Here is a 23,051-nt window from a genome sequence, read left to right as displayed (position 1 = left end):
TTCACTCAACGCTTGCCGGGAGGCACGCATGGCGATCCTTGAAATGCTGGGCTTCGGAACCGAAGGCTGGGGCGGTGTGCTGCTGCTTGCCGCGCTGATGACGGTCGCGCTGACGCTCGCCGCGCTTGCGGTCGGCGCCGTGATCGGCGCGGCGATCGCCGCCGCGAAACTGTCGCGCCACCGCAGCGCCCGCCTGCTCGGCGATCTCTACACGACGGTGTTTCGCGGCGTGCCCGAACTGCTCGTCATCTACCTGTTCTATTTCGGCGGCTCGACGCTCGTGACGACCATCGGCCAGTGGTTCGGCGCGGAAGGTTTCATCGGCGTGCCGCCGTTCGTGATCGGCGCGCTGGCGGTCGGGATGATCTCCGGCGCGTATCAGGCGGAGGTCTACCGTGCGGCCGTGCTGGCCGTGTCGAAGGGAGAACTCGAAGCGGCCCGCTCGATCGGCATGCCGCGCAGCATGGTGCTGCGCCGCATCCTGATTCCGCAGGTGCTGCGCTTCGCGCTGCCCGGCATCGGCAACGTGTGGCAACTGAGCCTCAAGGACTCGGCGCTGATCTCGGTCACCGGGCTCGCCGAGCTGCTGCGCACGAGCCAGATTGCCGCAAACTCGACGCACCAGTACTTCGTGTTCTTCGTCGCGGGCGGCGCGCTTTACCTCGTGATGACGGGGCTGTCGAACCGCGTGTTCAATCGGGCGGAGGCGATCGTCGGCCGCTCGTTCCGCCGCAATTTCGCGCGCAACTGACGGAGAGCACGCATGTCCATCGATTTCGACTTCCTCCTCGACACGCTGCGCCAGTTGCTCGCGGCCGTGCCGACCACGCTCGGCCTGTTCTTCGCGTCGCTCGTGCTCGGCGGCCTGCTGTCGCTCGTGATCGTCACGATGCGCGTGTCGCCGCACTGGCTGCCGAACCGCTTCGCACGCGCATACATCCTCGTGTTTCGCGGGTCGCCGCTGCTGATCCAGATGTTCCTCGTGTACTACGGGCTCGGCCAGTTCGGCGTGATTCGCGAGAGCTTCATGTGGCCGCTGCTGCGCGAACCGTATGTGTGCGCGGTGCTGTCGCTGGCGTTGTGTACCGCTGGCTACACGGCCGAGATTCTGCGCGGCGGGTTGATGGCCGTGCCGGTCGGGCAGATCGAGGCCGGTTATTCGATCGGCCTGTCGGGCTTCGCGCTGCTGCGGCGCGTGATCGGCCCGATCGCGTTGCGACAGTGCCTGCCTGCGTATTCGACCGAAGCCGTGCTGCTCGTCAAGTCGACCGCGCTGGCCAGCCTCGTCACGGTGTGGGAAGTGACGGGCGTCGCGCAGCAGATCATCCAGCAGACCTACCGGACGACCGAGGTGTTCGTGTGCGCGGCCCTCATCTACCTCGGCCTGAACTTCATCGTCGTGCGCGTGCTCGGCGCGCTCGAATGGCGGCTGTCGGGCCACTTGCGCGCGCCGAAGCCGGCCGGCAAGGCGGCCGCCGCCGCGCGCAACGCCCGGCGCGTCGCGTCCTGAGCGCATCCCTCTTTCCAGGAGAATCCGATGAACACCGCTGCTCCCGTTGCCCTGTCGGTCAGGAACATCCACAAGTCGTTCGGCGATCACCATGTGCTGAAGGGCATTTCGCTCGACGCGCACGAAGGCGACGTGATCTCGATCCTCGGCGCGAGCGGCTCGGGCAAGAGCACCTTCCTGCGCTGCCTGAACCTGCTCGAGACGCCCGACGACGGCACCGTCGCGCTTGCCGGCGAGGAACTGAAGATGAAGCGCGCGCGCGACGGCAAGCTGCAGCCGGGCGACCGGCGTCAGGTCGACCGGATCCGTTCGCAGCTCGGGATGGTGTTCCAGAACTTCAACCTGTGGTCGCACATGACGGTGCTCGACAACCTCGTCGAAGGCCCGCTGCGCGTGCAGAAGCGCAGCCGCGCGGAAGCGGTCGAGGAGGCCGAGGCGCTGCTCGCGCGCGTCGGCCTCGCGGACAAGCGCGACTACTATCCGGCGCACCTGTCGGGCGGCCAGCAGCAGCGCGTCGCGATCGCCCGTGCGCTCGCGATGCATCCGAAGGTGATGCTGTTCGACGAACCGACGTCGGCGCTCGATCCAGAGCTGGTCGGCGAGGTGCTGCGCGTAATGCGCTCGCTCGCGGAGGAAGGGCACACGATGCTGGTCGTCACGCACGAGATGGGTTTCGCGCGTCACGTGTCGAATCGCGTGATGTTCCTGCATCAGGGCGAGGTCGATTCGGACGGCACGCCGGGTGATCTGTTCGGCGGCCAGTGCTCGGAGCGCTTCCGGCAGTTCGTATCGAGCCATCACGACCGTTCCGCGAACTGAGGCCGCCATGACCGTATTCCGTTCGGCAAAGCCGCTCGACTGGCGGCAGATCGCGGCGGTGGCCGCGGGCGAACCGCTTGCACTCGCCGACGAAGCGCGCATGCGCGTCGTCGCGGCCCGCGAGCTCGTCGATGAAATCGTCGCGCGCGGGATCCGCGCGTATGGCGTCAACACGGGCGTCGGCGCACTGTGCAACGTGATCGTGTCGCCGGCGCAGCAGAGCACGCTGTCGCGCAACATCCTGATGAGCCACGCGGTCGGCGTGGGCGCACCGCTCGGCGCGGCGGAAACGCGCGCGATCGTCGCGGCGGCAATCAACAACTACGCGCACGGTCATTCCGGCGTGCGCGCCGACGTCGTCGACCAGCTCGTCGCGTTGCTGGAACACGATTGCCTGCCGGAGGTGCCCGCGCACGGCTCGGTCGGTTACCTGACGCATATGGCGCATGTCGCGCTCGTCTGCATCGGCCATGGCCACGCGCGCCACCGCGGCGAGCGGATTCGCGGCGACGAGGCATTGCGTCGCATCGGCCGCGCGCCGCTCGTGCTCGGCGCAAAGGAAGGACTGAGCCTCGTCAACGGCACGCCGTGCGTGACGGGGCTGGCTGCGCTCGCGCTGGCCCGCGCCGAGCGGCTGCTGGACTGGGCCGACTGGGTTGCCGCGATGAGTTTCGAGAACCTCGGCGGGCAGCTCGCCGCATTCGATCCGGCGTCGCTTGCATTGCGGATTTCGCCCGGCATCGGGCACGTCGGCGCGCGCTTGCGTGCGCTGCTCGCCGACAGCGGCATGCTCGCGGCGGCAAGCGGCCGGCATACGCAGGATCCGCTCAGCCTGCGCACGATTCCGCACGTGCACGGCGCGGCGCGCGACGTGTTCGACGTGACGGCGGAGGTGGTCGATCGCGAACTGGCGTCGGTGACCGACAATCCGATCGTGGCCGGCACGCGCGATGCGCCGGCCGTCCATTCGCAAGCGCATGCGGTCGGCGCGGGCATCGCGCTGGCGATGGACAGTCTCGCGGCGGCGATGGCCCAGGTCGCGGCGATCGCCGAACGGCGTCTCGACCGGCTCGTCAATCCGCTCGTGAGCGGGCTGCCGGCATTCCTCGCGACGCCGGGCGGTACCTGTTCGGGCTTCATGATCGCGCAGTACACGGCGGTCGCGCTCGTCGCGCAGAACCAGCGGCTCGCGGGGCCGGCGAGTCTCGACGGCGGCATCACGTCGGGCCTGCAGGAAGACCATCTGTGCCATGCGACGCCGGCCGCGCTGAAGGCACTCGACATCATCGAGAACACGACGCGCGTGCTGGCGATCGAGCTGCTGGCCGCCGCGCAGGCCTACGATCTGCAGGCGGGCAGCGCGTCGCGGGCCGCACCCACCGACACGCTGTGGCGGCATGTGCGCGAACGCGTGCCGGCGTACCGGGACGACCGGCCGCTCGCGGACGACATCGCGATCGCCGCCGGCATCGTCGCGGGTGTGCCGCCGCCCGTGATGTAACGGCGGGAGACCGGCCGTCGTGACATCGCGGCGGCCAGCGGGCGATCCATCATTCATTCGATCGAGGGCGCATGAACGAAGCGGAACGACAACTTGCCGGCCGGCAGGCGAGCGCACCGGGCGACGACGTGCCGGCGCGCGCGTTGCCGGCCTACCAGCAGATCAAGCGCTACGTCGTCGAGCGGATCGCGAACGGCGACTGGAAGCCGGGCGGCGCGATTCCGACCGAGGCCGAACTGGTCAAGGAGTTCGGCGTCGCGCGGATGACGGTGTCGCGCGCGCTGCGCGAGCTGACCGCCGAGCGCGTGCTGACCCGGATCCAGGGCGCCGGCACGTTCGTCGAACGGCGGCATTACGAATCGACGGTGCTGGAAATCCGCAACATTGCGGACGAGATCGCGGAGCGCGGCCATCGGCACAGCGCTCGCGTCTTGCTGATCGAAAGCAGCGACGATCAGGAGGCGGTCGAAGCACTCGGGCTGCGTTCGGGGCCCGTGTTCCATTCGCGCATCGTGCATTACGAGGAAGAGGAGCCGATCCAGTTCGAGGATCGCTACGTCAATCCGGCGTTGTTTCCCGCGTATCTGGAACAGGACTTCACGGTCGAGACGCCGAATCACTACATGGTGCGGCTTGCGCCGATCCAGCGCGCGGAGTTCCGGATCTACGCGCAGAAGCCCGACGCGCAGGTGCGCCGGCACCTCGTGATGGAAATCGGCGAGCCGTGTCTGTTATTGAGGCGCCGCACGTGGGTCGGCGAGCATGTCGCGACGTCGGTGCGCTTGTGGCATCCGGCATCGCGGTTTCATCTGGCGGGGAAGGTGTGAGCGTGCAGGTCGCCTCCCGGTGGCTCAACCCCGCGTAGCGATATGCGTTTCATCGTGCCGGTCTAGAGCGACCGCTCTGAATTCTCGCCGCACTGCCGCATAAAACGGTCATCAGCCGGTGGAGACGCGCGGGGCAAACCATTTCGTATGCACTCGGCAAAATCAGTCGCGTTCCCGGGATAGGGCCGTCCGGTAAGGGATACGGCGAGTTTTCCGTCGTCATCCCTGGGCTGCCGGGGCCGCTTTTGCGCATCCGGTTCGCGATCTGCATTCAAGCGACGAATGTGTGCATCGCAACAATCCATTTCATTCACGGCAATCGTCCCGGTAAGGTGAACGCACGTTCGAATTTGCTCGAACGAAGCGAATTCACCACTCGACGATGCCATGAAAACGACTCCCGATCGACCTGCGGAAGCGTCACCCTCGCGCCCCGGCGTCACGCCGGCAGGCGGCGGCAATGCGCGCGCGGCGGGCCTGAGCCTGCCGACCCGGCTGGTGGGCCCGATCGTGCTCGGGACGCTGCTCAACGCGCTGAACTCGTCGATGATCGCGGTCGCGCTCGTCAGCATCCAGCAGGCGTTCAACCCGCAGGGGCATGAACGCATCGACACGATGTGGCTCGTGTCGGGCCTCTATCTCGCGACGGCCGTCGGCCAGCCGACGATGGGGCGGCTCGCCGACCGGTTCGGTGCGAAGCGGATCTTCTGCATCGGCCTCGCGATCGTATTGATCGCATCCGCACTCGCGCCGTTCGCACCGTCGCTCGGGTGGCTGATCGCATCGCGCGTCGCGCTCGGCATCGGCACGTCCGCCGCGTATCCGGCCGGCATGGCGATGATCCGCACCTGGTCGCAGCGGCACGCGAACGGCGCGACGCCGACGGGCGGCCTCGGTGCGATCTCGGTCGCGGCGCAGGTGGCCGTCGCGTTCGGGCCGCCGCTCGGCGGCGCGCTCGTGCAGTTCGCCGGCTGGCGCGCGATCTTCTGGATCAACGTGCCGATCGTGCTGCTGGCCTTCGTGCTGGCATGGCTGTGGATTCCGGCCGACGTCGTCCCGCGCGGCGCACAGGAACGCCGCACGCTGCGGGGCACGCTGAAGGAGCTGGATCTGCCGGGCGTCGCGCTGTTCGTCCTGACGCTCGCGAGCCTGCTGCTGTTCCTGCAATCGGTATCGCACGAGCCCGACTGGCTGTTGCTGGTCGCGACGCTGGTCCTGTGCCCGATGCTGGTCGGGCGCGAGCGGCGGGCCGCGACACCGCTGATCGACATCCGCATGCTGAGCGACAACCGCGCCCTCACGAGCACGTACCTGCGCTGCGTCGGCACCTACGCAGTGTTCTACGCGATCTTCTATGCGCTGCCGATGTGGCTGCAGGAAGCCAAGCACCTGTCCGCCGCCGATGCCGGCCTCGTGATGCTGCCGGTCGCCGGGATCGGCACCGTGGCGACGATGCTCGCGACCCGCCTCGCGCACCGCCACGGCTCGCGGCCGGTGCTGATCATTGGCTCCGCGATGCTGTGCGTCGGCAGCGTCGTGATGAGTTTCCTCACCAGCGCGATGCCGGTCTGGTCGATCGTGCTGCTGTCGATCGTGTTCGGCGTGCCGAACGGCTTCAACAATCTCGGCAACCAGGCAGCGCTCTACCAGAGCGCGCCGCACGACCGGATCGGCACGGCCTCGGGGCTGTACCGCACCGCGCAGTATGTCGGCGGCAGCCTGTCGTTTGCGCTCGTCGGGCTGGCGCTCGGCCATCCGGCGAGCGATCGCGGCCTGCGCGAGCTGGCCATTGTCCTGGCGGTCATCAGCGTGCTGCTGCTGCTCAACGCAGCATCGAGCCGGCACCTGGATGCCGCCGCTTCTTCCATCTCCCAACAGAAGTGAGGTTTTACATGTCCATTCCGACGCTCAATCGCACGGTCGCCCTGGTCGCCATCGATCTGCAGAACGGCATCGTGTCGCTGCCGGTCGTGCCGTACACCGGCGCGCAGGTCGTGGCGAAGACGGTCGAGCTCGCGACCGCGTTCCGCGCGCTGCAGCTTCCCGTCATCTACGTGCACACGAGCTACCAGCCGGACGGCGGCGTGGCGCTGAAGGTCAAGACGGATGCGCCGTCGGCGCCGCCGAATCTCGATCCCGAATGGAGCGCGTTCGCGCCGGCGCTCGGCGTGGCGCCGTCCGACATCGTCGTGACGAAGCACCAGTGGGGCGCGTTCACCGGCACCGACCTTGACGTGCAGCTGCGCCGGCGCGGCATCACGGACATCGTGCTGACCGGGATCGCGACCAACATCGGCGTCGAATCGACGGCGCGCCAGGCATACGAGAACAACTACAACGTCGTCGTCGTCAGCGACGCGGTCAGCACGTCGTCCACCGACGCGCAGACCTTCGCGCTGACGCAGATCTTCCCGAAGCTCGGGCAGGTGGCCGCGACGGCCGACGTGGAGGCGGCACTGGAGCAGGCGTTTTCGCGCTGAACGAAGCGGCGTGTTCGGCGTGCACCATTCATACAGAGCCATTTAACGAGGCATGACGATGATCAAGACCGATGCATGGGTTCTTTACGCAGGACCGGAACCGAGCAAGAAGCAGGCGCCCGTGGCGGGCGAGCTGCGTCGCGAAACCTTCGAATTCTCCGATCTGGAAGCCGACGAGGTGCTGGTCGAGCCGCTGTACGGATCGTGGGAAGCGAACCTCGACCATGCGCTGTCGCGCAATCCGGTCGACATCTGCCGGCAGCGCCGCGAGGACAAGATCGTGCTCGGCAACGGTGCGCTGGTGCGCATCGTCGAGCGCGGCCGCGGCGTGAAGACGCTGAAGGAAGGCGAGATCTGCATGGTGATGCCGTTCGGCAAGCGTGACGAATACGGGTTCGCCGAACTCGTCTACGCATACGACGCGCCGGGCACGATCGGCGTGATGGCGCAGCGGACCAAGATGCGCGCCGACAACCTCGTGGCGGTGCCGACGGACAGCCGGCATTCGCTGCTGCAATGGGCAACGTACGGCCGCTACTTCACCGCGTGGGACAACTGGAAGGTGGCGTCGGCCTGCTGGCGCTCGCAGTTGCCGGACGTCGATCCGGCCGACTACCTGGTGTTCGGCTGGGGCGGCGGCACGACGCTCGCCGAACTGCAGCTCGCGAAGCGTGAGGGCTTTCGCGTCGCGATGACGGCGAGCAACGACCGGCGCCTCGAGGAGCTCGCGAAGCTCGGCATCACGCCGGTCGATCGCCGCAAGTTCCCGAATCTCGCGTATGACGACGAGCGCTACAAGACCGACCCCGAGTATCAGGCGAGCTATCGCGAGTCGGAGCGCGTGTTCGTGGAGACGATCGCCGAATTGAGCGGCGGCCGCGGCGTCGCGATCTTCCTCGACAACCTCGGCGGCGCGCTGTATCGCTCGACGATGCGCGTGGTCGGCCGCACCGGCATCGTCACGACGGTCGGCTGGAAGACCGGGATGCGCCTGTGGAACCTGCGCGCGACGGAATGCATCAACCGCCGCCTGCACATCCACACGCATGCGTGGCGCTACGACGACAGCATCACGATCCGCGACTTCCAGGAAACGAGCGGCTGGATCGGCGAGGAACCGACCGAGATCTTCGATTTCGACGAGGTGCCGAAGCTCGCGTCCGACTACCTGAACGGGAAGATCCAGACGTATTTCCCGATCTACCGGATCAACGCCGTCTGAGCGACAGGTCGCGCGCCGCGCCCGCATCTTTGCATGTTGATTAGTCATGCAGACGATGTCGGTGCGCGGCGCGCCGTGCAATCCATTTGACTGGAGAACGGCATGGCCACTGTGGAAATCGGGGACGTCGACGCCGGTGCGGCGTCGGACGCCTCCAAACGAGCGCCGCTCGACGGCATTCGCGTGATCGATGCCGCGACGCTGTTCGCGGGCCCGCTCTCGGCGACGATGCTCGCGGACTACGGCGCCGACGTGATCAAGGTCGAGCATCCGGACGGCGATCCGGCGCGCAAGTACGGCGCGCGTCGCGACGACGTGCCGTTGTGGTGGAAGGTGCTCGCGCGCAACAAGCGGGCGGTCACGCTGAATCTCGGCACGGCCGACGGCCAGCGGATCTTCCGCGAACTGGCGGCGCAGGCGGACGTGGTCGTCGAGAACTTCCGGCCCGGCACGCTCGAACGCTGGGGGCTCGGCTACGACGTGCTGTCCGCGATCAACCCGCGGCTCGTGCTCGTGCGGGTGACGGGCTTCGGCCAGTTCGGCCCGTATGCGAGCCGGCCGGGCTTCGGCACGCTGGCCGAGGCGATGAGCGGGCTCGCGTCGATCACCGGCGAGGCGGACGGGCCGCCGCTCCTGCCGTCGTTTCCGCTTGCCGACACGGTCGCGGGGCTGACCGCCGCGTTTGCGATCATGACCGCGCTGAAGGCGCGCGAGCACACCGGGCGCGGCCAGGTCGTCGATCTCGCGATCATCGAGACGATGCTCGCCGCGATGGGCGCGCAGGTCGCGAGCTACGACCAGACGGGCCGGGTGCCCGAGCGTACCGGCAATCGCTCGCCGAACAATTCGCCGCGCGGTGTCTACCGCACGTCGGACGGCAAGTGGGTCGCGCTGTCGACGTCGGCGCACAGCATCGCCGAGCGCGTGATGCGCCTCGTCGGCCGCGCGGACCTGATCGACGAACCGTGGTTCGCGAACGGCGCCGAGCGCGCGCAGCATGCGGACGAGCTGGATGCGGCGGTCGGCGGCTGGATCGGGCAGCGCACGCGCGACGAGGTGATCGCCGAATTCGAGCGCGCGCAGGCGGCAGTCGCGCCGATCTACGACGTCGCCGATGTGCTGCGTGATCCGCAGTATGCGGCACTCGGCTCGGTCGTGTCGGTGCCCGACGCGGAGCTCGGCGCGTTCCGCACGCACAACGTGCCGTTCCGGCTGTCCGACACGCCCGGCGCGATCCGCTGGGGAGGACCTGCGCGCGGCACGCACAACGACGAAGTATTCGGCGCATTGGGACTGGAACGGCGCGAGATCGCCGATCTGACCGAACGAGGGGTTCTATGAAAACCAGCGCAACTTACCGCAGTTACCTTTACGTGCCCGCGCACAAGGCGCAGGTGGTGGAAAAGGCGTATGCAAGCGAAGCCGATGCCATCGTGCTCGACCTCGAGGATGCCGTGCCGGCCAGCCACAAGGCCGAGGCACGCCAGGCGGCCGCCGCGATTCTCGCGGAAGGCCCGCCGAAGCCGACCTACGTGCGGATCAACCCGATCGGCAGCCCGTGGTGCCGCGACGACGTCGAGGCGATCGCGCAGCCGGCACTGCAGGCGCTGCGCCTGCCGAAATGCGATCTGCCGCAGCATATCCAGGAGGTCGCGGGCTGGCTCGACACGCTCGGCTGCGACGCGGGCATCCAGATCCTGATCGAGTCGGCGTACGGCGTCGAGACGGCTTACCAGCTCGCGACCGCGTCGCCGCGGCTCGAACGGATCGGGCTCGGCGAAAGCGACCTGCGCGCGGACCTGCAGATCGGCGTCGACAACTTCACGCTCGAGGTGTGCCGTGCGCGCTGCGTGGTCGTGTCGCGCGCGGCGGGATTGAGCGGCCCGATCCAGACGGTCTATCACACGCTGCCCGATCTCGACGGGCTGAAGGAATCGACGCTGCGCGCGAAATCGATGGGGTTCCTCGGGCGTTTCGCGATCCATCCGTCGCAGCTCGCGGTGATCAACGAGGTGTTCACGCCGTCGGAGGACGAGATCCGCGCGGCCGAGCGCGTGCTCGAGGCGGTCGATGCGGCGGCCGGCAAGGCCTCGGCGTCGTCGGTATTCGTGCTGCCGGACGGCCGCGTGGTCGCGCCGCCGCTGATCGCCAACGCACGCGTGACGCTCGCGCTCGCGAACAATCTTCGACTCAGTGGAGCACTGGCATGAGCACACCCGAAACGCTTTCCGCTCCGGCGGCGGCCACGACGAACCGGCCGTTGCCGCCCGACGGCATCGTCGGCGCGCTCGGCCGCTTTGCGGCGGAGGTGCGCGCCGAAGGGCTGGAACGCAGGCTGCGCGTCGAGGCCGCCGCGCGCGTGCTCGACGTGGTCGGCAACAGCCTGATCGCGCACGACGAACCGGTCGCGCAGTCGGTGCTGCAGGTCGCGCGGCGCTGGGGCGGCACCGGCCCGGCGAGCGTGATCGGCGCGCCCGACCGACTGCCGGCCGCGAGCGCCGCGCTCGTCAACGGCACACTCGCGCATGCGATGGATTTCGACGATTCGCACATGCGCTCGGTGCTGCATCCGAGCGCGTCCGTGATTCCGGCCGCGCTCGCCGCCGCGCAGGCGAGCGGCGCGTCGGGTGCGGCGCTGCTCGATGCGATCACGGTCGGCACCGAGGTGTGCATCCGGCTCGGTGTCGCCGCTTACAACGAGCGGCTCGGCAATTCGGTGTTCTTCGAGCGCGGCCAGCACGCGACGTCGATCTGCGGCACGGTCGGCGCGGCGGCGGCCGCGGCGATGCTGTTCGGGCTCGACGCCGCGCAGATCGCGGCGGCGCTCGGCATTGCCGCGAGCATGGGCGCGGGCCTGCTCGAAGCGAACCGCACCGGCGGCTCGGTGAAGCGGATCCACTGCGGCTGGGCGGCGCACGCGGGCGTGAGCGCGGCGGAACTGGCGGGTGCGGGCGTGACCGCGCCGCCGACCGCGCTCGAAGGCCGCTTCGGTTTCTTCCACGCGTGGTGCGGCGACCTCGCCGACGTCGACGCGGTGCTGCGCGGCCTCGGCGACGAATGGGAGACGAGCCGGATCATCTTCAAGCCCTATCCGTGCAACCACTTCACGCATCCGGGCATCGACGCGGCGCTGCAACTGAAGGCGCAAGGCGTGACGGCGGAGGACGTGGTGTCGGCCGAGCTGCGGGTCGCGACGTCGACGCTGCGCACGATCGGCGAGCCGGCGGAGCTGAAGGCGAATCCGCCGACCGGTTATGCGGCGGCGTTCTCGGGGCCGTACACGGTTGCTGCGGCGCTGCTCGGCGGCGGCGGGCTCGGCGTCTGGTTCGACGATTTCGACGATGCGCTTGCGCAGGACCCCGCACGGCGCGCGCTGGCCGCGAAGGTGCGCTGCGTGGCCGATCCGTGGTGCGACACGCGTTTTCCGAACTTCCTGCCGGCCGTGCTGCGCGTCGAGCTGCGCGACGGGCAGGTGCGCGAGGTGCGGATCGAGTCGAGCAAGGGTACGAATTCGCGGCCGCTGACCGAACAGGAACTCACCGCGAAATTCGTGCTGGCGGCAAGTTCGGCGCTCGGCATGGAGCGCGCGCTCGCGCTGCGCGACGCGGTGCAGGCGCTCGCCGACGATGCGCCGCTCGACGGGCTTGCGGCGCTGACGTCAGGTACTGAAGGAGGACACCGATCTTGAATGCACCGCGCTGGAAAAAGCGGCCGCCCGGCTCGAACTGGGGCGATTTCGGTCCCGACGATCAGAAGGGGCGGCTGAACTGGCTGACGCCGGACAAGGTGCGGCAGGGCGTCGCCGAAGTCCGGGAAGGGCTGTCGTTCTCGCTGAGCCTGCCGCTCGACGTGCCGCGCGGCGGCGGGCTGAACGCGCGGCGCCGGCCGCCGGCGATCATGCCGGCACTGCTCGGCGACAAGCCGTACTTCGGCTATCGGGCCGACGAACAGGTTGCCAACGCAACCGACGTGGTCTGCGACGACTCGTTCTGCATGCACTCGCAGTTCTCGACGCAATGGGACGGCCTGTCGCACGTGGGCGGCGTGTTCGACGCGGACGACGACGGCGTGCCTGAAATCGTGTTCTACAACGGTTTCCGGATGGGCGAACATCTGCGGGTGCCGCAGGAAGGCGACGCGACGGGCGGTGCGCGCGCGCTCGGCATCGAGGTGATGGCGCAGACGGGCGTGCAGGGGCGCGGCGTGCTGATCGACCTGCGGCGTCATTTCGGCGATGGGCGCACGAAGGTCGGCTTCGCGCAGTTGATGCAGGTGATGGAGGCGGACCGCGTGCAGGTCGAGCGCGGCGACATCGTCTGCATTCACACCGGCTTCGCCGATCTGCTGCTGAACGACGACGGCGGATCGCCGGCGACGGTCGCGAGCGCGTGCGTGCTGGACAGCAGCGATGCGCGGCTGCTGCAGTGGATCGACGAATCGGGGCTGGCCGCGCTCGTGGCCGACAACCATGCGATCGAGGAACGTCCGCAGAATGCGCAGCCGCTCCCGCAGCCGGGCGCACTGATGCCGCTGCACGAGCTGTGCCTGTTCAAGCTCGGCATTCATCTCGGCGAGCTGTGGCACCTGACGCCGCTCGCGGACTGGCTGCATGCGCATGGCCGGAACCGGTTTCTGCTGACCGCGCCGCCGTTGCATATCCGCGGCCTGGTCGGCGCACCGGCGAATCCCGTCGCGACCGTTTGAGCCTGCGGGCGGCGGCTGTGGCGGCGGCCGCCCGCATTTTTTTCAACGCGACCGGGTTGCGAAAATCGCGAATTAAATGGCCGATTGGCACGGTATTCAGAAGAATCGACGTGAAACGGTTCCATTAACTTAAAAACTTAACCAATATCGTCCGATACCTAAAAATATAGATACGTCAAGATTGGACTATTCTTGTGCATTGCACTAAATATCAGGGGATTGCTCCGATTGCGGAATTTCGCAATCGTAATCGGAGGCGGTGATTAACCTGTTTAGTGGATGGTCGCAAACATGAATCTACGTTCGATCGATCTGAACCTGCTGGTCATACTCGATGCGCTATTGACGGAGAAGCAGGTCACCCGGGCCGGCCAGAAGGTCGGCCTCACGCAGCCGGCCGTCAGCAACGCGCTGGCGCGGCTGCGGTTCCTGTTCAAGGACGAGATCCTCGCGCGCACGGCGGTCGGCATGGAGTTGACGCCGCGCGCGCAGGCGCTGGCCATGCCGATTCGACAAATCATGCAACAAATCGAGGAATTATTTGAATCGGATTATCAATTCAATCCTTTTACGTCCGAGCGCCATTTTACGGTGCGCATGTCGGATCTCACCGAATTGCTTTTGCTGCCGGCCCTGCTGCGCTGCATGCGATTGACCAGCCCGAATATCGGCATGGACGTCGTGCACATGAGCGCCACCCGGACCGCCGACGCGCTCGAATCGGGGCTGCTCGACCTGGCGATCAGCGCCGGCCTCGAACATTCGGGCACGCTGTCGTCGCGCATCGTGTTTCATGACCGGATGGTCTGCGTGATGAGCTGCAGCCATCCGGACGCGGGCGCGCCGCTGACGCTCGAGCGATTCCTCGCGCTCGACTTCCTCAACGTGACGATCAACCCGGTCGACCACAGCCTGATCGACAACCTGCTCGCGACCATGAACTGCACGCGGCGCATCGCGCTCAACGTGCCGCACTGGCTCGTCGTGCCGAACATGCTGGATGCGCTGCCGTACGCGGTGATCATGTCGGAGCGGCATGCGCTGAGCCTCGACGATGCGCGGCTCGTGATCCGCGAACTGCCGCTCGCGATGGAGCCCGTCGCGTGGTCGCTGTACTGGCACCGCCGCTACGACGGCAGCAACGCGCACGCGTGGCTGCGCGGCCGCATCGTCGAGGTCGCGGAAGCGCTCGAACGGCACGTCGTCGCGGCGGTGGCTTAGGCGTAGGTTGAGCACGCCAGTCAGCCGACGACGAGCAGCGGCGGCAGCGACGCGACGTCGGGCTGCTCGTCGAGCCGCCACAGGTAATCGAGCGCCGCGCGAATCTGTGCCGGGTTCCAGTGCCGCCGGCAGTTCTTCGTGAACTTCGCGACGTAGTCGTCGCGCCGCATCGGCCGCGTCGGCGAGCCGGGCAGGTCGTCCACCTGCTTCGTGCAGGTCGTGCCGTCTTCGCACACGGCCGTCACGCGATTCGGTGCCTGCGCCGGATAACGCGCGGTCAGCGCCGGGTCCTCGCGCACCGTGATCCGCTCGATCAGCGCGCGCAGCGCCGGATCGTGCAGCGCGTCGTGCCGGTAGCTCTCGGTCGTGATGTCGCCGTCGAGCATCGCGCGCGCGACGATGTACGGCAGGCTGTGATCGGCGGTCTCGTGGGTCGACGGCGCCCATTTTTCGCGGTCGCGGCCGGCCGTCACGTAGCCGACCTCGGTCGTGTCGATCTCGATGCGCCGGATGCGGCGCAGGTCGCCGACCTGCGCGGCGACGTCGACCGCGGCCGGAATCGCGGTTTGCGTGAGCCCCTGGGCGGGATAGAACTTCACGAAGCATTTGCCGATCCTGAATGCGCCGCCGCGCCCGCCGAATTCGCGCGTGTCGACCGCGAACGGCCCGGACACCTGTGGAAAGAACCCCGCCATGCCTTCGAAGATCGGCGCGGGGCCGGTCAGCCCGGCGCGCGCGAGCTGCGTCGAGAACACCGCGTTGCGCGCCGCGTCCGCATCGGCGAGCGCCTTCCAGTTCGACAACTGCTGGACGCGCGTCTGGTTCAGCGCGAGATGGCTGTTGATCGACAGGTTCACCGCCTGCACCAGCTGCGGCGCGGGCATGCGCATCAGCTTGCCCGCGGCGAGCGCGACGGCGGGCAGGCTGTAGCACGTGTGGTCCCAGCCGCGCGGGCTGATCGCGGCGGCGTCCATCAGCCGGCACGCGATCTCGTACGCGATCGCGATCGACAGGATCAGGTCGCGGCCGTTCGCATGCTGCGCTTCGGCGACGGCGAGGCACGCGGACATGTTGTCGCTCGGATGGCCGGTCTCCTTGCCGGCGTAGGCGTCGTTGAAATCGTAGTAGCGCAGCGCGGTGCCGGTCGCGAATGCGGCGAGATCGGGGCTCGTGCGCTCGCGGGTGCCGACGATCGTCGACACGCCGCCCGGCGACGCAAGCGCCACATCGCGCGCGATCCGCACCGGGCGTTCGTCGTGCGCGGCGATCGCGCAGCCGAGCGCGTCGATCAGGTGCGCCTTGATCGTCTCGATCGTCGCGTCGTCGAGGTCGCGATACTGCAGCCCGGCCGCGTAGTCGGCGAGCTGCTGCGCGAGATCGGGGCGGCCGGTGGTGACGCCGGCGGCCGGCAGCGCGCCGGCGCGGGCGTGGGCGAACGGCAGCGCGAGCGCCGTGCCGGTCAGCGTGGAAAGGAAGTGGCGGCGGTTCATGGTGCGTGGCTCCGGAGGTTCCTGAAACGGGGGGAGAGGCGGGCTCAGAACAGCTTGCGCAGGCCGAGTGCCGCACCCGCGCTGCTGGCGCGGTCGCCGGCCAGCGTGTAGTGGAGAAAGTTGTAGTTGTAGTTGTCGAAATCGAGCGCGGCGCGGCGCGCGTAGCCGCCCGCCAGGTACACCGTGACGGCTTTCGACAGGAAGTAGTTCAACTGCAGCGTGACCTGCTGCGGGTTCGCCGGGTGCGGTGCGGGCGTCTGCGCGTTCGGCGGATTCTGCGCGCGGATGTCCTCGTAATAGAACGCGCCGATCGCCTGCAGGAAAGGGGTGATCGCATAGCGCACGCCGACCCACCAGAACGTGTAGCGCGTCACGACCGACGGCGCGGCGACGCCGCTCTGTCCGTGCGTGACGCCGGCCAGCAGTTGCACGCGGTCGATGGAGGCGATCGCGGCGGCGGCGTAGCGGCGGAAATGCGCGAAGCCGCCCGGCTGCGGCGTGTTGACGTTGTCGAACGCGGCGGCGACCGAGAATGCGCCGCCGGCATAGTCGAAGCCGGCGCCGTAGGCGGCGTTCGACTGGAACGCGCCGGGCGTGCCGCCGAACGAATAGTGCGTTTCGAGCGTCAGCGCGCCGATCTTCGCGAGGTACTTGGCGACATTGTTCTCGCGGAAGTTGACGCCGACGATCGCACCGGCCGGCTCGTACAGCGTCGAGTACGCGCCCGTCGGGGAATAGTGCTCCATGACGTCGAACAGCGTCGTGTACTGGTGGCCGAGCCGCAGCGCGCCCCAGCGCTCGTGCTGCAGCCCGACCCATGCGGAGCGGTCGAAGCCGCCCGCGCCGGTGCCGGTACCGTTGTTCAGGTTGATGCCGCTTTCGAGCCGGAACGCGGCCTGCCAGCCGCCGCCGAGTTCCTCGACGCCCTTCAGGCCCCAGCGCGAGCCGCTCTTGCCGCCCGACGCCATCCGCACGAGCGATGCCGATGCGTTATTGCCGGGCGCGGCCTGGTGGGTGAGGAATTCCGTATAGACGTCGGCCACGCCGTACAGCGTGATCGTGTTCTGCGCGCAGGCGCTGGCCGATACGAGGCCCAGTCCGCACAGTGCGGACATCCGCTTGCCCATGGCTTGTCTCCTTCGTGGGTTTATTTATTGGATTGCGGCGTCGCGCCGGTCGAGCGGCGCGACGGTGCTGCGGGGCGACGCTATCCGGGCCGGGCGGCGAACGGGTGGCGTCGTGGCGGGACGCACGCGCGTTTCGCGCGACCTGCGCATGCGCAGATACGAAGCGCGGCCATGAAGGGCGGCACGCGCATCACCGGGGCGTGCCGCCGGTACGCGCCTGCACGGCCGCGTGACGCGCGAGCACGCGCTTCGCGCGGGCGACGCCGGGCGCGTCGACCATCCTGCCGTCGACGCGCAGCGCGCCGCGCCCGTTCTCGCGTGCGTCGTCGTAGGCGGCCAGCACCGCGTTCGCGTCGCGCACCGCGGCGTCGTCGGGCCGGAACGCGCGGTTGAGCGCGCCGACCTGCAGCGGATGGATGCAGGTCGCGCCCGCATAACCGAGCTCCGCGGATATGCGGGCGATGCGCTCGAACGCGTCGAGATCGCGCAGCTCGTCGAGGCCGCCGACGAGGCCGAGCGGCAGGATGCCGGCCGCGCGCGCGGCGATGATCAGCAACTGCTTCGGCACGCGCAGCACGTCGGCGCTTGCGCCGCTTTCGCAGTTCAGCGCGAAGTCGCCGCCGCCCAGCATCATCGCGACGACGCGCGGCGACGCCCGCGCGATCCGGTCCATGGCCTGGAACGCGCGCGGCGTTTCGACGATCGCGACGATCCGCGTGCCGCCGGGCGGGGCGCCGGTTTCTTCTTCGAGCGCGGCCAGCAGCTCGTCGATCGCCTCGACGTGCGAGCCGCCGCGCACCTTCGGCAGCACGACGCCGTCCACGCCGGCCCGGACGGCCGCGCGCAGGTCGGGCACCAGCAGGTCGAGCGGGCCGTTGGCGCGCACCAGCACGTCGCGGCCGGGCGTGCGCAACGCCGGCACGGCGTCGGCCAGCCCGTCGCGGGCGGCCGCCTTGCACGCGGCCGGGACGCTGTCCTCGAGATCGAGGATCAGCGCGTCGGCGTCGCTCGCGGCGGCCGATGCGACGAAACGGGGGACGTGGGCGGGGACGTACAGCAGCGAGCGCCAGACAGGTTGATGCGAAGAATCCATCGTTGTTCTCTAAAAATGAAAGTCACTTTCATTTTTGTGATGGATGATGGCATTCGTCAAGATTATCGTTAACGCCTAGTTTCAAAGGAGATTGCGCGACGATGAGCGAACGAAGCCGTGCGGATTCATGTTGATGTCATCGATGATCTGCGTATAATGAAAGTGACTTTCATTTTTCGAGTGCTGGCCAACACGGCTCGGCACCGATGCCCGGCATCGCACGAGGTGGACATGAGCAAGGTGGAGACAAGCAATCCGGCAGAAGGCGGCGTGGCCGCGGTCAACCGCGCGCTGACCGCGCTGCTGGCGTTCGGCAACGCGCCCGGCGGGCTGATGCTCGCGCAGGTCAGCGAGGAGACGGGGCTCAACATGAGCACGCTGTTGCGGATGTTCGAGTCGCTCGAGCAGTTCCGCTTCATCAAGCGCCTGCCGGACGGGCGCTACGTGCTGGGGCCCGCCGTGTTCCAGCTGGGGATGATGTATCGCGAGTCGTTCCAGCTGCGCGAGTACGTGATGCCGATCCTGTCGAAGCTGTCGGCGGAAACCGGCGAGACGGCCGCGTTCTACGTGCGCGAAGGCGACCAGCGCGTGTGCCTGTTCCGCATCCAGGCGCAGCGCTCGGTGCGCACGCATTTGCGCGAGGGCGACCGCTTCCCGCTCGACGTCGGCGCGGCCGGGCGCGTGTTGCTCGCGTTCAGCGGCACGCGCGGCGGCGACTACGAGAAGACGGCCGAGCAGGGCTATGCGGTGTCGATCGCCGAGCGCGACCCGGAAAGCGCGGCGATCGCGTGCCCGGCGTTCGGCGTCGGCCGCGTGCTGAGCGGCGCGATCTCGCTCGGCGTGCCGCGCTATCGCTTCAACAAGAAGGTGCTGGCCGACTACCTGCCGCGCGTGCAGGCCGCCGCCGCCGAGCTGACGCATGCGCTGGGCGGCGATCTGCCCGCCGCGGGCGCGGCGTTCCGCGCGGCCGACCAGCTCGGCGCGCTGCTCGAGTAGCGCCGTGCGCGGCTGAGCGCGCGCCTGACCGGCATTCCGCATCGAACGACACACACCAACCAGGAGACAAGCATGTTCGTTCCCGACCCGCAGGCCGCGCACGCGGCCGGCGCGCGCCGTCGCGCGTCCACCGGCCCGATCCATCCGAAACCGTTCGACGCCGGCGCGCAGGGGCCGCTTGCGTGCGTGCGCGTCGTCGACCTGTCGCGCCTGATGGCGGGCAACATGCTGAGCGTGCAGCTCGCCGATTTCGGCGCGGACGTCGTGAAGGTCGAGAGCGAGCGCGGCGATACGCTGCGCGCGGTCGGCGCGGGCGGGATCAGCACGAACTGGAAGGTGTACGGGCGCAACAAGCGCAGCGTGTGCGTCGACCTGCGCACGCCCGAGGGGATCGACATCGTCCGCCGGCTGGTGCGCGACGCGGACGTGTTCGTCGAGAGTTTCAAACCCGGCGTCGCCGAGAAGATGGGGCTCGGCCCGGACGACCTGCTCGCGATCCGGCCGGAACTGGTGATCGCGCGGATCTCCGGCTGGGGGCAGACGGGGCCGTACCGCCACAAGCCGGGCTTCGGCACGCTCGCGGAAGGGTACGCGGGGTTCGCGGCAATCAACGGCTTCGCCGATCGCGAGCCGGTGCTGCCGCCGATGTTCCTCGGCGACATGACGGCCGGGCTGTCCGGCGCGCTCGCCGTGCTGGTCGCGCTGCATGCGCGCGACGCACACGGCGCGGCGGGGCAGGTGATCGACGTGTCGCTGTTCGAGCCGCTGCTGTCGATCCTCGGGCCGGCCGCCGCGAACTACGTGATGACGGGCGAGATCAAGGCGCGCACCGGCAGCCGCTCGTCGAACACCGCGCCGCGCAACGCGTATCGCACCCGCGATAGCAAGTGGCTGTGCCTGTCGAGCTCGACGCAGGCGATGGCCGAACGGCTGTTCCGCGCGATCGGCCGCGCGGAGCTGATCGACGATCCACGCTACGCGACCAACGTGCAGCGCGTGCAGCACGCGGAGGCACTCGATGCGATCGTCGGCGAATTCATCGCCGCGCGCGATCTCGACGCCAATCTCGCGTTCTTCGAAGAAGCGGGCGTGACGGTCGGGCCGATCCAGGACATCGCGCAGATCGTTCAGGATCACTACGTGATCGAACGCGAGGCGCTCGTCGAGCTGCCGGACGACGACGTCGGCAGCCTGCCGATGCACAACATCACGCCGCGCCTGTCGGCCACGCCCGGTACGTTCCGCCGGCCGGCGCCCGCGCTCGGCGAGAACAATCGCGAGATCCTGCTGCCGCTGCTCGGCGAACACGAATACGAGCGGCTCGCCGGGCTGGGCGTGATCCGCACGCGCTAGCCGCGAAACCTCGGGCGCGACACGGCCGCGAAGGACGGCCGTGCGCGCCTGCCGCCACACCCTGGATATGGCATGGAGGAGACACCATGAAACCACGCTGGACCCATCGGCCACCCGGCTCGAACTGGGGCGATTTTGGCCCGGACGATCAGAAAGGGCGCTTGAACTGGCTGACGGCCGACGCGGTGCTGCGCGGCGTCGCGGAGGTGCGCGAAGGCCGCGTGTTTTCGCTGAGCCTGCCGCTCGACGTGCCGCGCGGCGGCGGGCTGAACGCGCGGCGCCGGCCGCCGGCGATCATGCCGGCGCTGCTCGGCGACAAGCCGTACTTCGGCTATCGGGCCGACGAACAGGTTGCCAACGCAACCGACGTGGTCTGCGACGACTCGTTCTGCATGCACTCGCAGTTCTCGACGCAATGGGATGCGCTGTCGCACGTCGGCTCGCTGTTCGATCCGGAGGGTGACGGCGAGCCAGCCCGCGTGTTCTACAACGGCTACCGGATGGACGAGCACATCCACGTGCCCGAAGCGGGCGCGCCGCGCGGCGGTGCGGGTGCGCTCGGCATCGAGGTGATGGCGCAAACCGGCGTGCAGGGGCGCGGCGTGCTGGTCGACCTGCGCCGCCACTTCGGCGACGAGCGGCGCAAGATCGGCTACGCGGAATGGATGGCGGTGCTGCGCGCGGACGACGTGGTCGTCGAGCGCGGCGACATCGTGTGCGTGCACACGGGTTTCGCCGATCGTCTGCTCGACGCCGACGCGCGCGGCGAGCCCGGCGCGCCGGACCTGTGCTGCGTGCTCGACGGCAACGACCCGCGCCTGCTCGAATGGATCGCCGCATCGGGGCTCGCGGCACTCGCGGCGGACAACCACGCGGTCGAGGAGCGCCCGCGCAATGCGTCGGCGCGCGAGCGGCCCGGTGCGCTGATGCCGCTGCACGAGCTGTGCCTGTTCAAGCTCGGCATTCATCTCGGCGAGCTGTGGCACCTGACGCCGCTTGCCGAATGGTTGCGCGCGCACCGGCGCAGCCGCTTCCTGCTGACCGCGCCGCCGCTGCACCTGCGCGGGCTCGTCGGGTCGCCGGTCAATCCGGTCGCCACCGTCTGAACGCCGGCGCCGTGCGCACGCTGCGCCGGCGCCTTGTCCGCCGCTTCGCGCCGGCCGCGCGGGCGGATCATCGAGGAGTCGCCATGTCCCATTCCCATGCGGCGTCGATCGCCGCACGCATCGACCGCCTGCCCGCGACGGCCAGCATCTGGACGCTCGTGCTGTTCCTGAGCGTCGGCGGGTTTTTCGAGGTCTACGACCTGTTCCAGATGACCTACCTGCCGCCGGGGCTGATCCGCGACGGCATCTTTCACGCGGGCTCGCACGGCGTGCTCGGCATGTCGGACCAGGGCGCGCTCGGCGCGGCGACGTTCGCCGGGCTGTTCGTCGGCGAGATGTTCGTGTCGCGCCTCGCGGACCGCTTCGGGCGGCGCGCGCTGTTCACCGGCGCGCTGCTGCTTTACACGGCGGCGAGCCTGGCGATGTGCGTGCAGACGCATGCGCTCGGCATCCTCGTGTGCCGCTTCATCGCGGGTTGCGGCATCGGCGCGGAGCTGATCACGATCGGCGCGTTCCTGACCGAGCTGGTGCCGAAGGCGGTGCGCGGCCGCGCGTTTGCGCTGTGCTTCGCGGTCGGTTATCTCGCGATGCCCGTGCTCGCGCTGGTGTCGTGGTTATGGGTGCCGCACGATCCGCTCGGGATCTCCGGATGGCGCTGGGTCGTGCTGCTCGGCGGCAGCGGCGCTGTCGTCGTCTGGTGGCTGCAGTCGCGGCTGCCGGAGTCGCCGCGCTGGCTCGCCCGCAACGGCCGCGAGGCCGAGGCCGAAGCCGTGCTGCAGCGTCTCGAGCAGGCGGTCGAGCGGGAATCCGGCCGGCCGTTGCCCGCGGTCCCGGCGCCGGCCGCAACTGCGCCGGCCCCGCAGCGCGCGCCGTCGATGTGGGATGCGCAACATCGCGGCCGCACGGCGATGTTGATCGCGTTCAATGCATTCCTGAGCATCGGCTTCTTCGGCTTCAGCCAGTGGTTGCCGACGCTGCTGGCCGCGCAGGGCGCAAGCGTCACGAAGAGCCTCTGGTATGCGTTCGTGATCGCGTTCGCGTATCCGGTGTCGCCGTTCGTCGCGGGCCTGCTCGCCGACCGGATCGAGCGCAAGTGGTTGATCGTCGCGTCGGCGTTCGGCGTCGCGCTGTTCGGCACCGCGTTCGCGATGTCGGCGCAGGCGCCGTTCGTGATCGCGTTCGGCCTGCTCGTCACGCTGTCCAATACGGTGCTCGCGAGCAACGGCACCGCGTACCAGTCGGAAGTGTTTCCGACCGAGATCCGCGGGCGCGCGCTCGGCTTCGTGCATTCGATCGGCCGCCTGACGGGAATCGCGAGCAGTTTCATCGTCGCGCTGCTGCTCGAACGTGCCGGGGTGTCCGCGGTGTTCGTGCTGATCGGCGGCAGCATGGTGATCGTGATGGTGTCGATCGGTGTGTTCGGGCCGTATACCAACAACCGGGCGCTGGACGAGATCACGGGCGGCGGCGGGGAGGGGGGCGAGAGCGTGGCGGCGGTGCGCGGGCTCGCTGTCTTGCCGACTCGGCGTGTCGATGGGCCGCGTAAGGGCGCCGGGGATCGGGCGGTGTAATGGCGCCGGCGGCAACGTTCATGACGCCGTC

The 23,051-nt window shown here is 68.8% G+C and carries 20 protein-coding genes; 17 read left to right on the top strand and 3 right to left on the bottom strand.

Annotation, left to right across the window (positions count from 1 at the left end; translation table 11 throughout):
• The first annotated feature begins 28 nt into the window (after window positions 1-28).
• The 13 genes from H3H55_RS35455 (at window position 29) to H3H55_RS35395 (ending at window position 14,284) form a co-directional block, all read left to right on the top strand.
• On the top strand, window positions 29-751 hold the full coding sequence (locus H3H55_RS35455) for an ABC transporter permease (RefSeq protein WP_129518022.1): 723 nt from the start codon (window positions 29-31) through the stop codon (window positions 749-751).
• 12 nt (window positions 752-763) lie between these two features.
• Window positions 764-1,510, top strand: coding sequence for an ABC transporter permease (locus H3H55_RS35450; protein ID WP_193102815.1), 747 nt, complete (start codon window positions 764-766; stop codon window positions 1,508-1,510).
• 27 nt (window positions 1,511-1,537) lie between these two features.
• Window positions 1,538-2,329 carry an ABC transporter ATP-binding protein gene (locus H3H55_RS35445; RefSeq protein ID WP_193102814.1) on the top strand — a complete coding sequence of 264 codons (792 nt, stop codon included), beginning with the start codon at window positions 1,538-1,540 and terminating at the stop codon, window positions 2,327-2,329.
• A 7-nt stretch (window positions 2,330-2,336) separates the two neighbouring features.
• Window positions 2,337-3,830 (top strand): HAL/PAL/TAL family ammonia-lyase, encoded by a 1,494-nt coding sequence (locus tag H3H55_RS35440; protein WP_193102813.1) that lies wholly within the window; start codon window positions 2,337-2,339, stop codon window positions 3,828-3,830.
• A 71-nt stretch (window positions 3,831-3,901) separates the two neighbouring features.
• Window positions 3,902-4,657 (top strand): histidine utilization repressor, encoded by a 756-nt coding sequence (gene hutC / locus H3H55_RS35435; RefSeq protein ID WP_048246496.1) that lies wholly within the window; start codon window positions 3,902-3,904, stop codon window positions 4,655-4,657.
• A gap of 387 nt (window positions 4,658-5,044) precedes the next feature.
• Window positions 5,045-6,541, top strand: a complete 1,497-nt coding sequence (locus H3H55_RS35430; protein ID WP_193102812.1) for an MFS transporter — start codon at window positions 5,045-5,047, stop codon at window positions 6,539-6,541.
• A gap of 8 nt (window positions 6,542-6,549) precedes the next feature.
• On the top strand, window positions 6,550-7,137 hold the full coding sequence (locus H3H55_RS35425) for a hydrolase (RefSeq protein WP_048246495.1): 588 nt from the start codon (window positions 6,550-6,552) through the stop codon (window positions 7,135-7,137).
• Between the two features lie 58 nt (window positions 7,138-7,195).
• On the top strand, window positions 7,196-8,359 hold the full coding sequence (locus tag H3H55_RS35420) for a quinone oxidoreductase family protein (protein ID WP_193102811.1): 1,164 nt from the start codon (window positions 7,196-7,198) through the stop codon (window positions 8,357-8,359).
• Window positions 8,360-8,461: 102 nt separating this feature from the next.
• Window positions 8,462-9,700, top strand: a complete 1,239-nt coding sequence (locus tag H3H55_RS35415; RefSeq protein ID WP_193102810.1) for a CaiB/BaiF CoA transferase family protein — start codon at window positions 8,462-8,464, stop codon at window positions 9,698-9,700.
• Window positions 9,697-10,569 carry an HpcH/HpaI aldolase/citrate lyase family protein gene (locus H3H55_RS35410; protein ID WP_193102809.1) on the top strand — a complete coding sequence of 291 codons (873 nt, stop codon included), beginning with the start codon at window positions 9,697-9,699 and terminating at the stop codon, window positions 10,567-10,569. The genes H3H55_RS35415 and H3H55_RS35410 overlap by 4 nt, the downstream gene beginning before the upstream one ends.
• Window positions 10,566-12,047: an MmgE/PrpD family protein gene (locus tag H3H55_RS35405; RefSeq protein ID WP_193102808.1), complete on the top strand. Its 1,482-nt coding sequence runs from the start codon at window positions 10,566-10,568 to the stop codon at window positions 12,045-12,047. Before H3H55_RS35410 ends, H3H55_RS35405 begins: the two co-directional genes overlap by 4 nt.
• A complete protein-coding gene (locus H3H55_RS35400; protein WP_193102807.1) occupies window positions 12,044-13,063 on the top strand; it encodes a cyclase family protein in 1,020 nt (339 codons plus the stop codon). The genes H3H55_RS35405 and H3H55_RS35400 overlap by 4 nt, the downstream gene beginning before the upstream one ends.
• A gap of 291 nt (window positions 13,064-13,354) precedes the next feature.
• A complete protein-coding gene (locus H3H55_RS35395) occupies window positions 13,355-14,284 on the top strand; it encodes a LysR family transcriptional regulator (protein WP_193102806.1) in 930 nt (309 codons plus the stop codon).
• Window positions 14,285-14,304: 20 nt separating this feature from the next.
• On the opposite strand, the gene H3H55_RS35390 is transcribed toward H3H55_RS35395, so the two are convergent.
• The 3 genes from H3H55_RS35390 to H3H55_RS35380 form a co-directional block, all read right to left on the bottom strand.
• Entirely contained in the window at window positions 14,305-15,774 is a 1,470-nt protein-coding gene (locus H3H55_RS35390) for an MmgE/PrpD family protein (protein WP_193102805.1), read from the bottom strand.
• 44 nt (window positions 15,775-15,818) lie between these two features.
• Window positions 15,819-16,901, bottom strand: coding sequence for a porin (locus H3H55_RS35385; protein ID WP_193102804.1), 1,083 nt, complete (start codon window positions 16,899-16,901; stop codon window positions 15,819-15,821).
• A gap of 190 nt (window positions 16,902-17,091) precedes the next feature.
• Window positions 17,092-17,994 (bottom strand): HpcH/HpaI aldolase/citrate lyase family protein, encoded by a 903-nt coding sequence (locus tag H3H55_RS35380; protein ID WP_193102803.1) that lies wholly within the window; start codon window positions 17,992-17,994, stop codon window positions 17,092-17,094.
• A 231-nt stretch (window positions 17,995-18,225) separates the two neighbouring features.
• On the opposite strand from H3H55_RS35380, the gene H3H55_RS35375 reads away from it, so the two are divergent.
• The 4 genes from H3H55_RS35375 to H3H55_RS35360 all read left to right on the top strand — a co-directional run bounded on the left by H3H55_RS35375 (window position 18,226) and on the right by H3H55_RS35360 (window position 23,020).
• Window positions 18,226-18,990: an IclR family transcriptional regulator gene (locus tag H3H55_RS35375; RefSeq protein ID WP_048252058.1), complete on the top strand. Its 765-nt coding sequence runs from the start codon at window positions 18,226-18,228 to the stop codon at window positions 18,988-18,990.
• Between the two features lie 72 nt (window positions 18,991-19,062).
• The gene (locus H3H55_RS35370; protein WP_193102802.1) at window positions 19,063-20,343 is read left to right on the top strand and encodes a CaiB/BaiF CoA transferase family protein; all 1,281 of its coding nucleotides are present in this window, start codon (window positions 19,063-19,065) and stop codon (window positions 20,341-20,343) included.
• Between the two features lie 86 nt (window positions 20,344-20,429).
• Entirely contained in the window at window positions 20,430-21,449 is a 1,020-nt protein-coding gene (locus H3H55_RS35365; RefSeq protein WP_193102801.1) for a cyclase family protein, read from the top strand.
• A gap of 83 nt (window positions 21,450-21,532) precedes the next feature.
• Complete coding sequence (locus H3H55_RS35360) at window positions 21,533-23,020, top strand: MFS transporter (protein ID WP_193102800.1); 1,488 nt, start codon at window positions 21,533-21,535, stop codon at window positions 23,018-23,020.
• Window positions 23,021-23,051: the final 31 nt, after the last annotated feature.

Source organism: Burkholderia sp. Z1 (assembly GCF_014893795.1).
Classification (GTDB): Bacteria; Pseudomonadota; Gammaproteobacteria; order Burkholderiales; family Burkholderiaceae; genus Burkholderia; species Burkholderia theae.
This window is presented reverse-complemented; position numbering and strand designations above follow the sequence as displayed.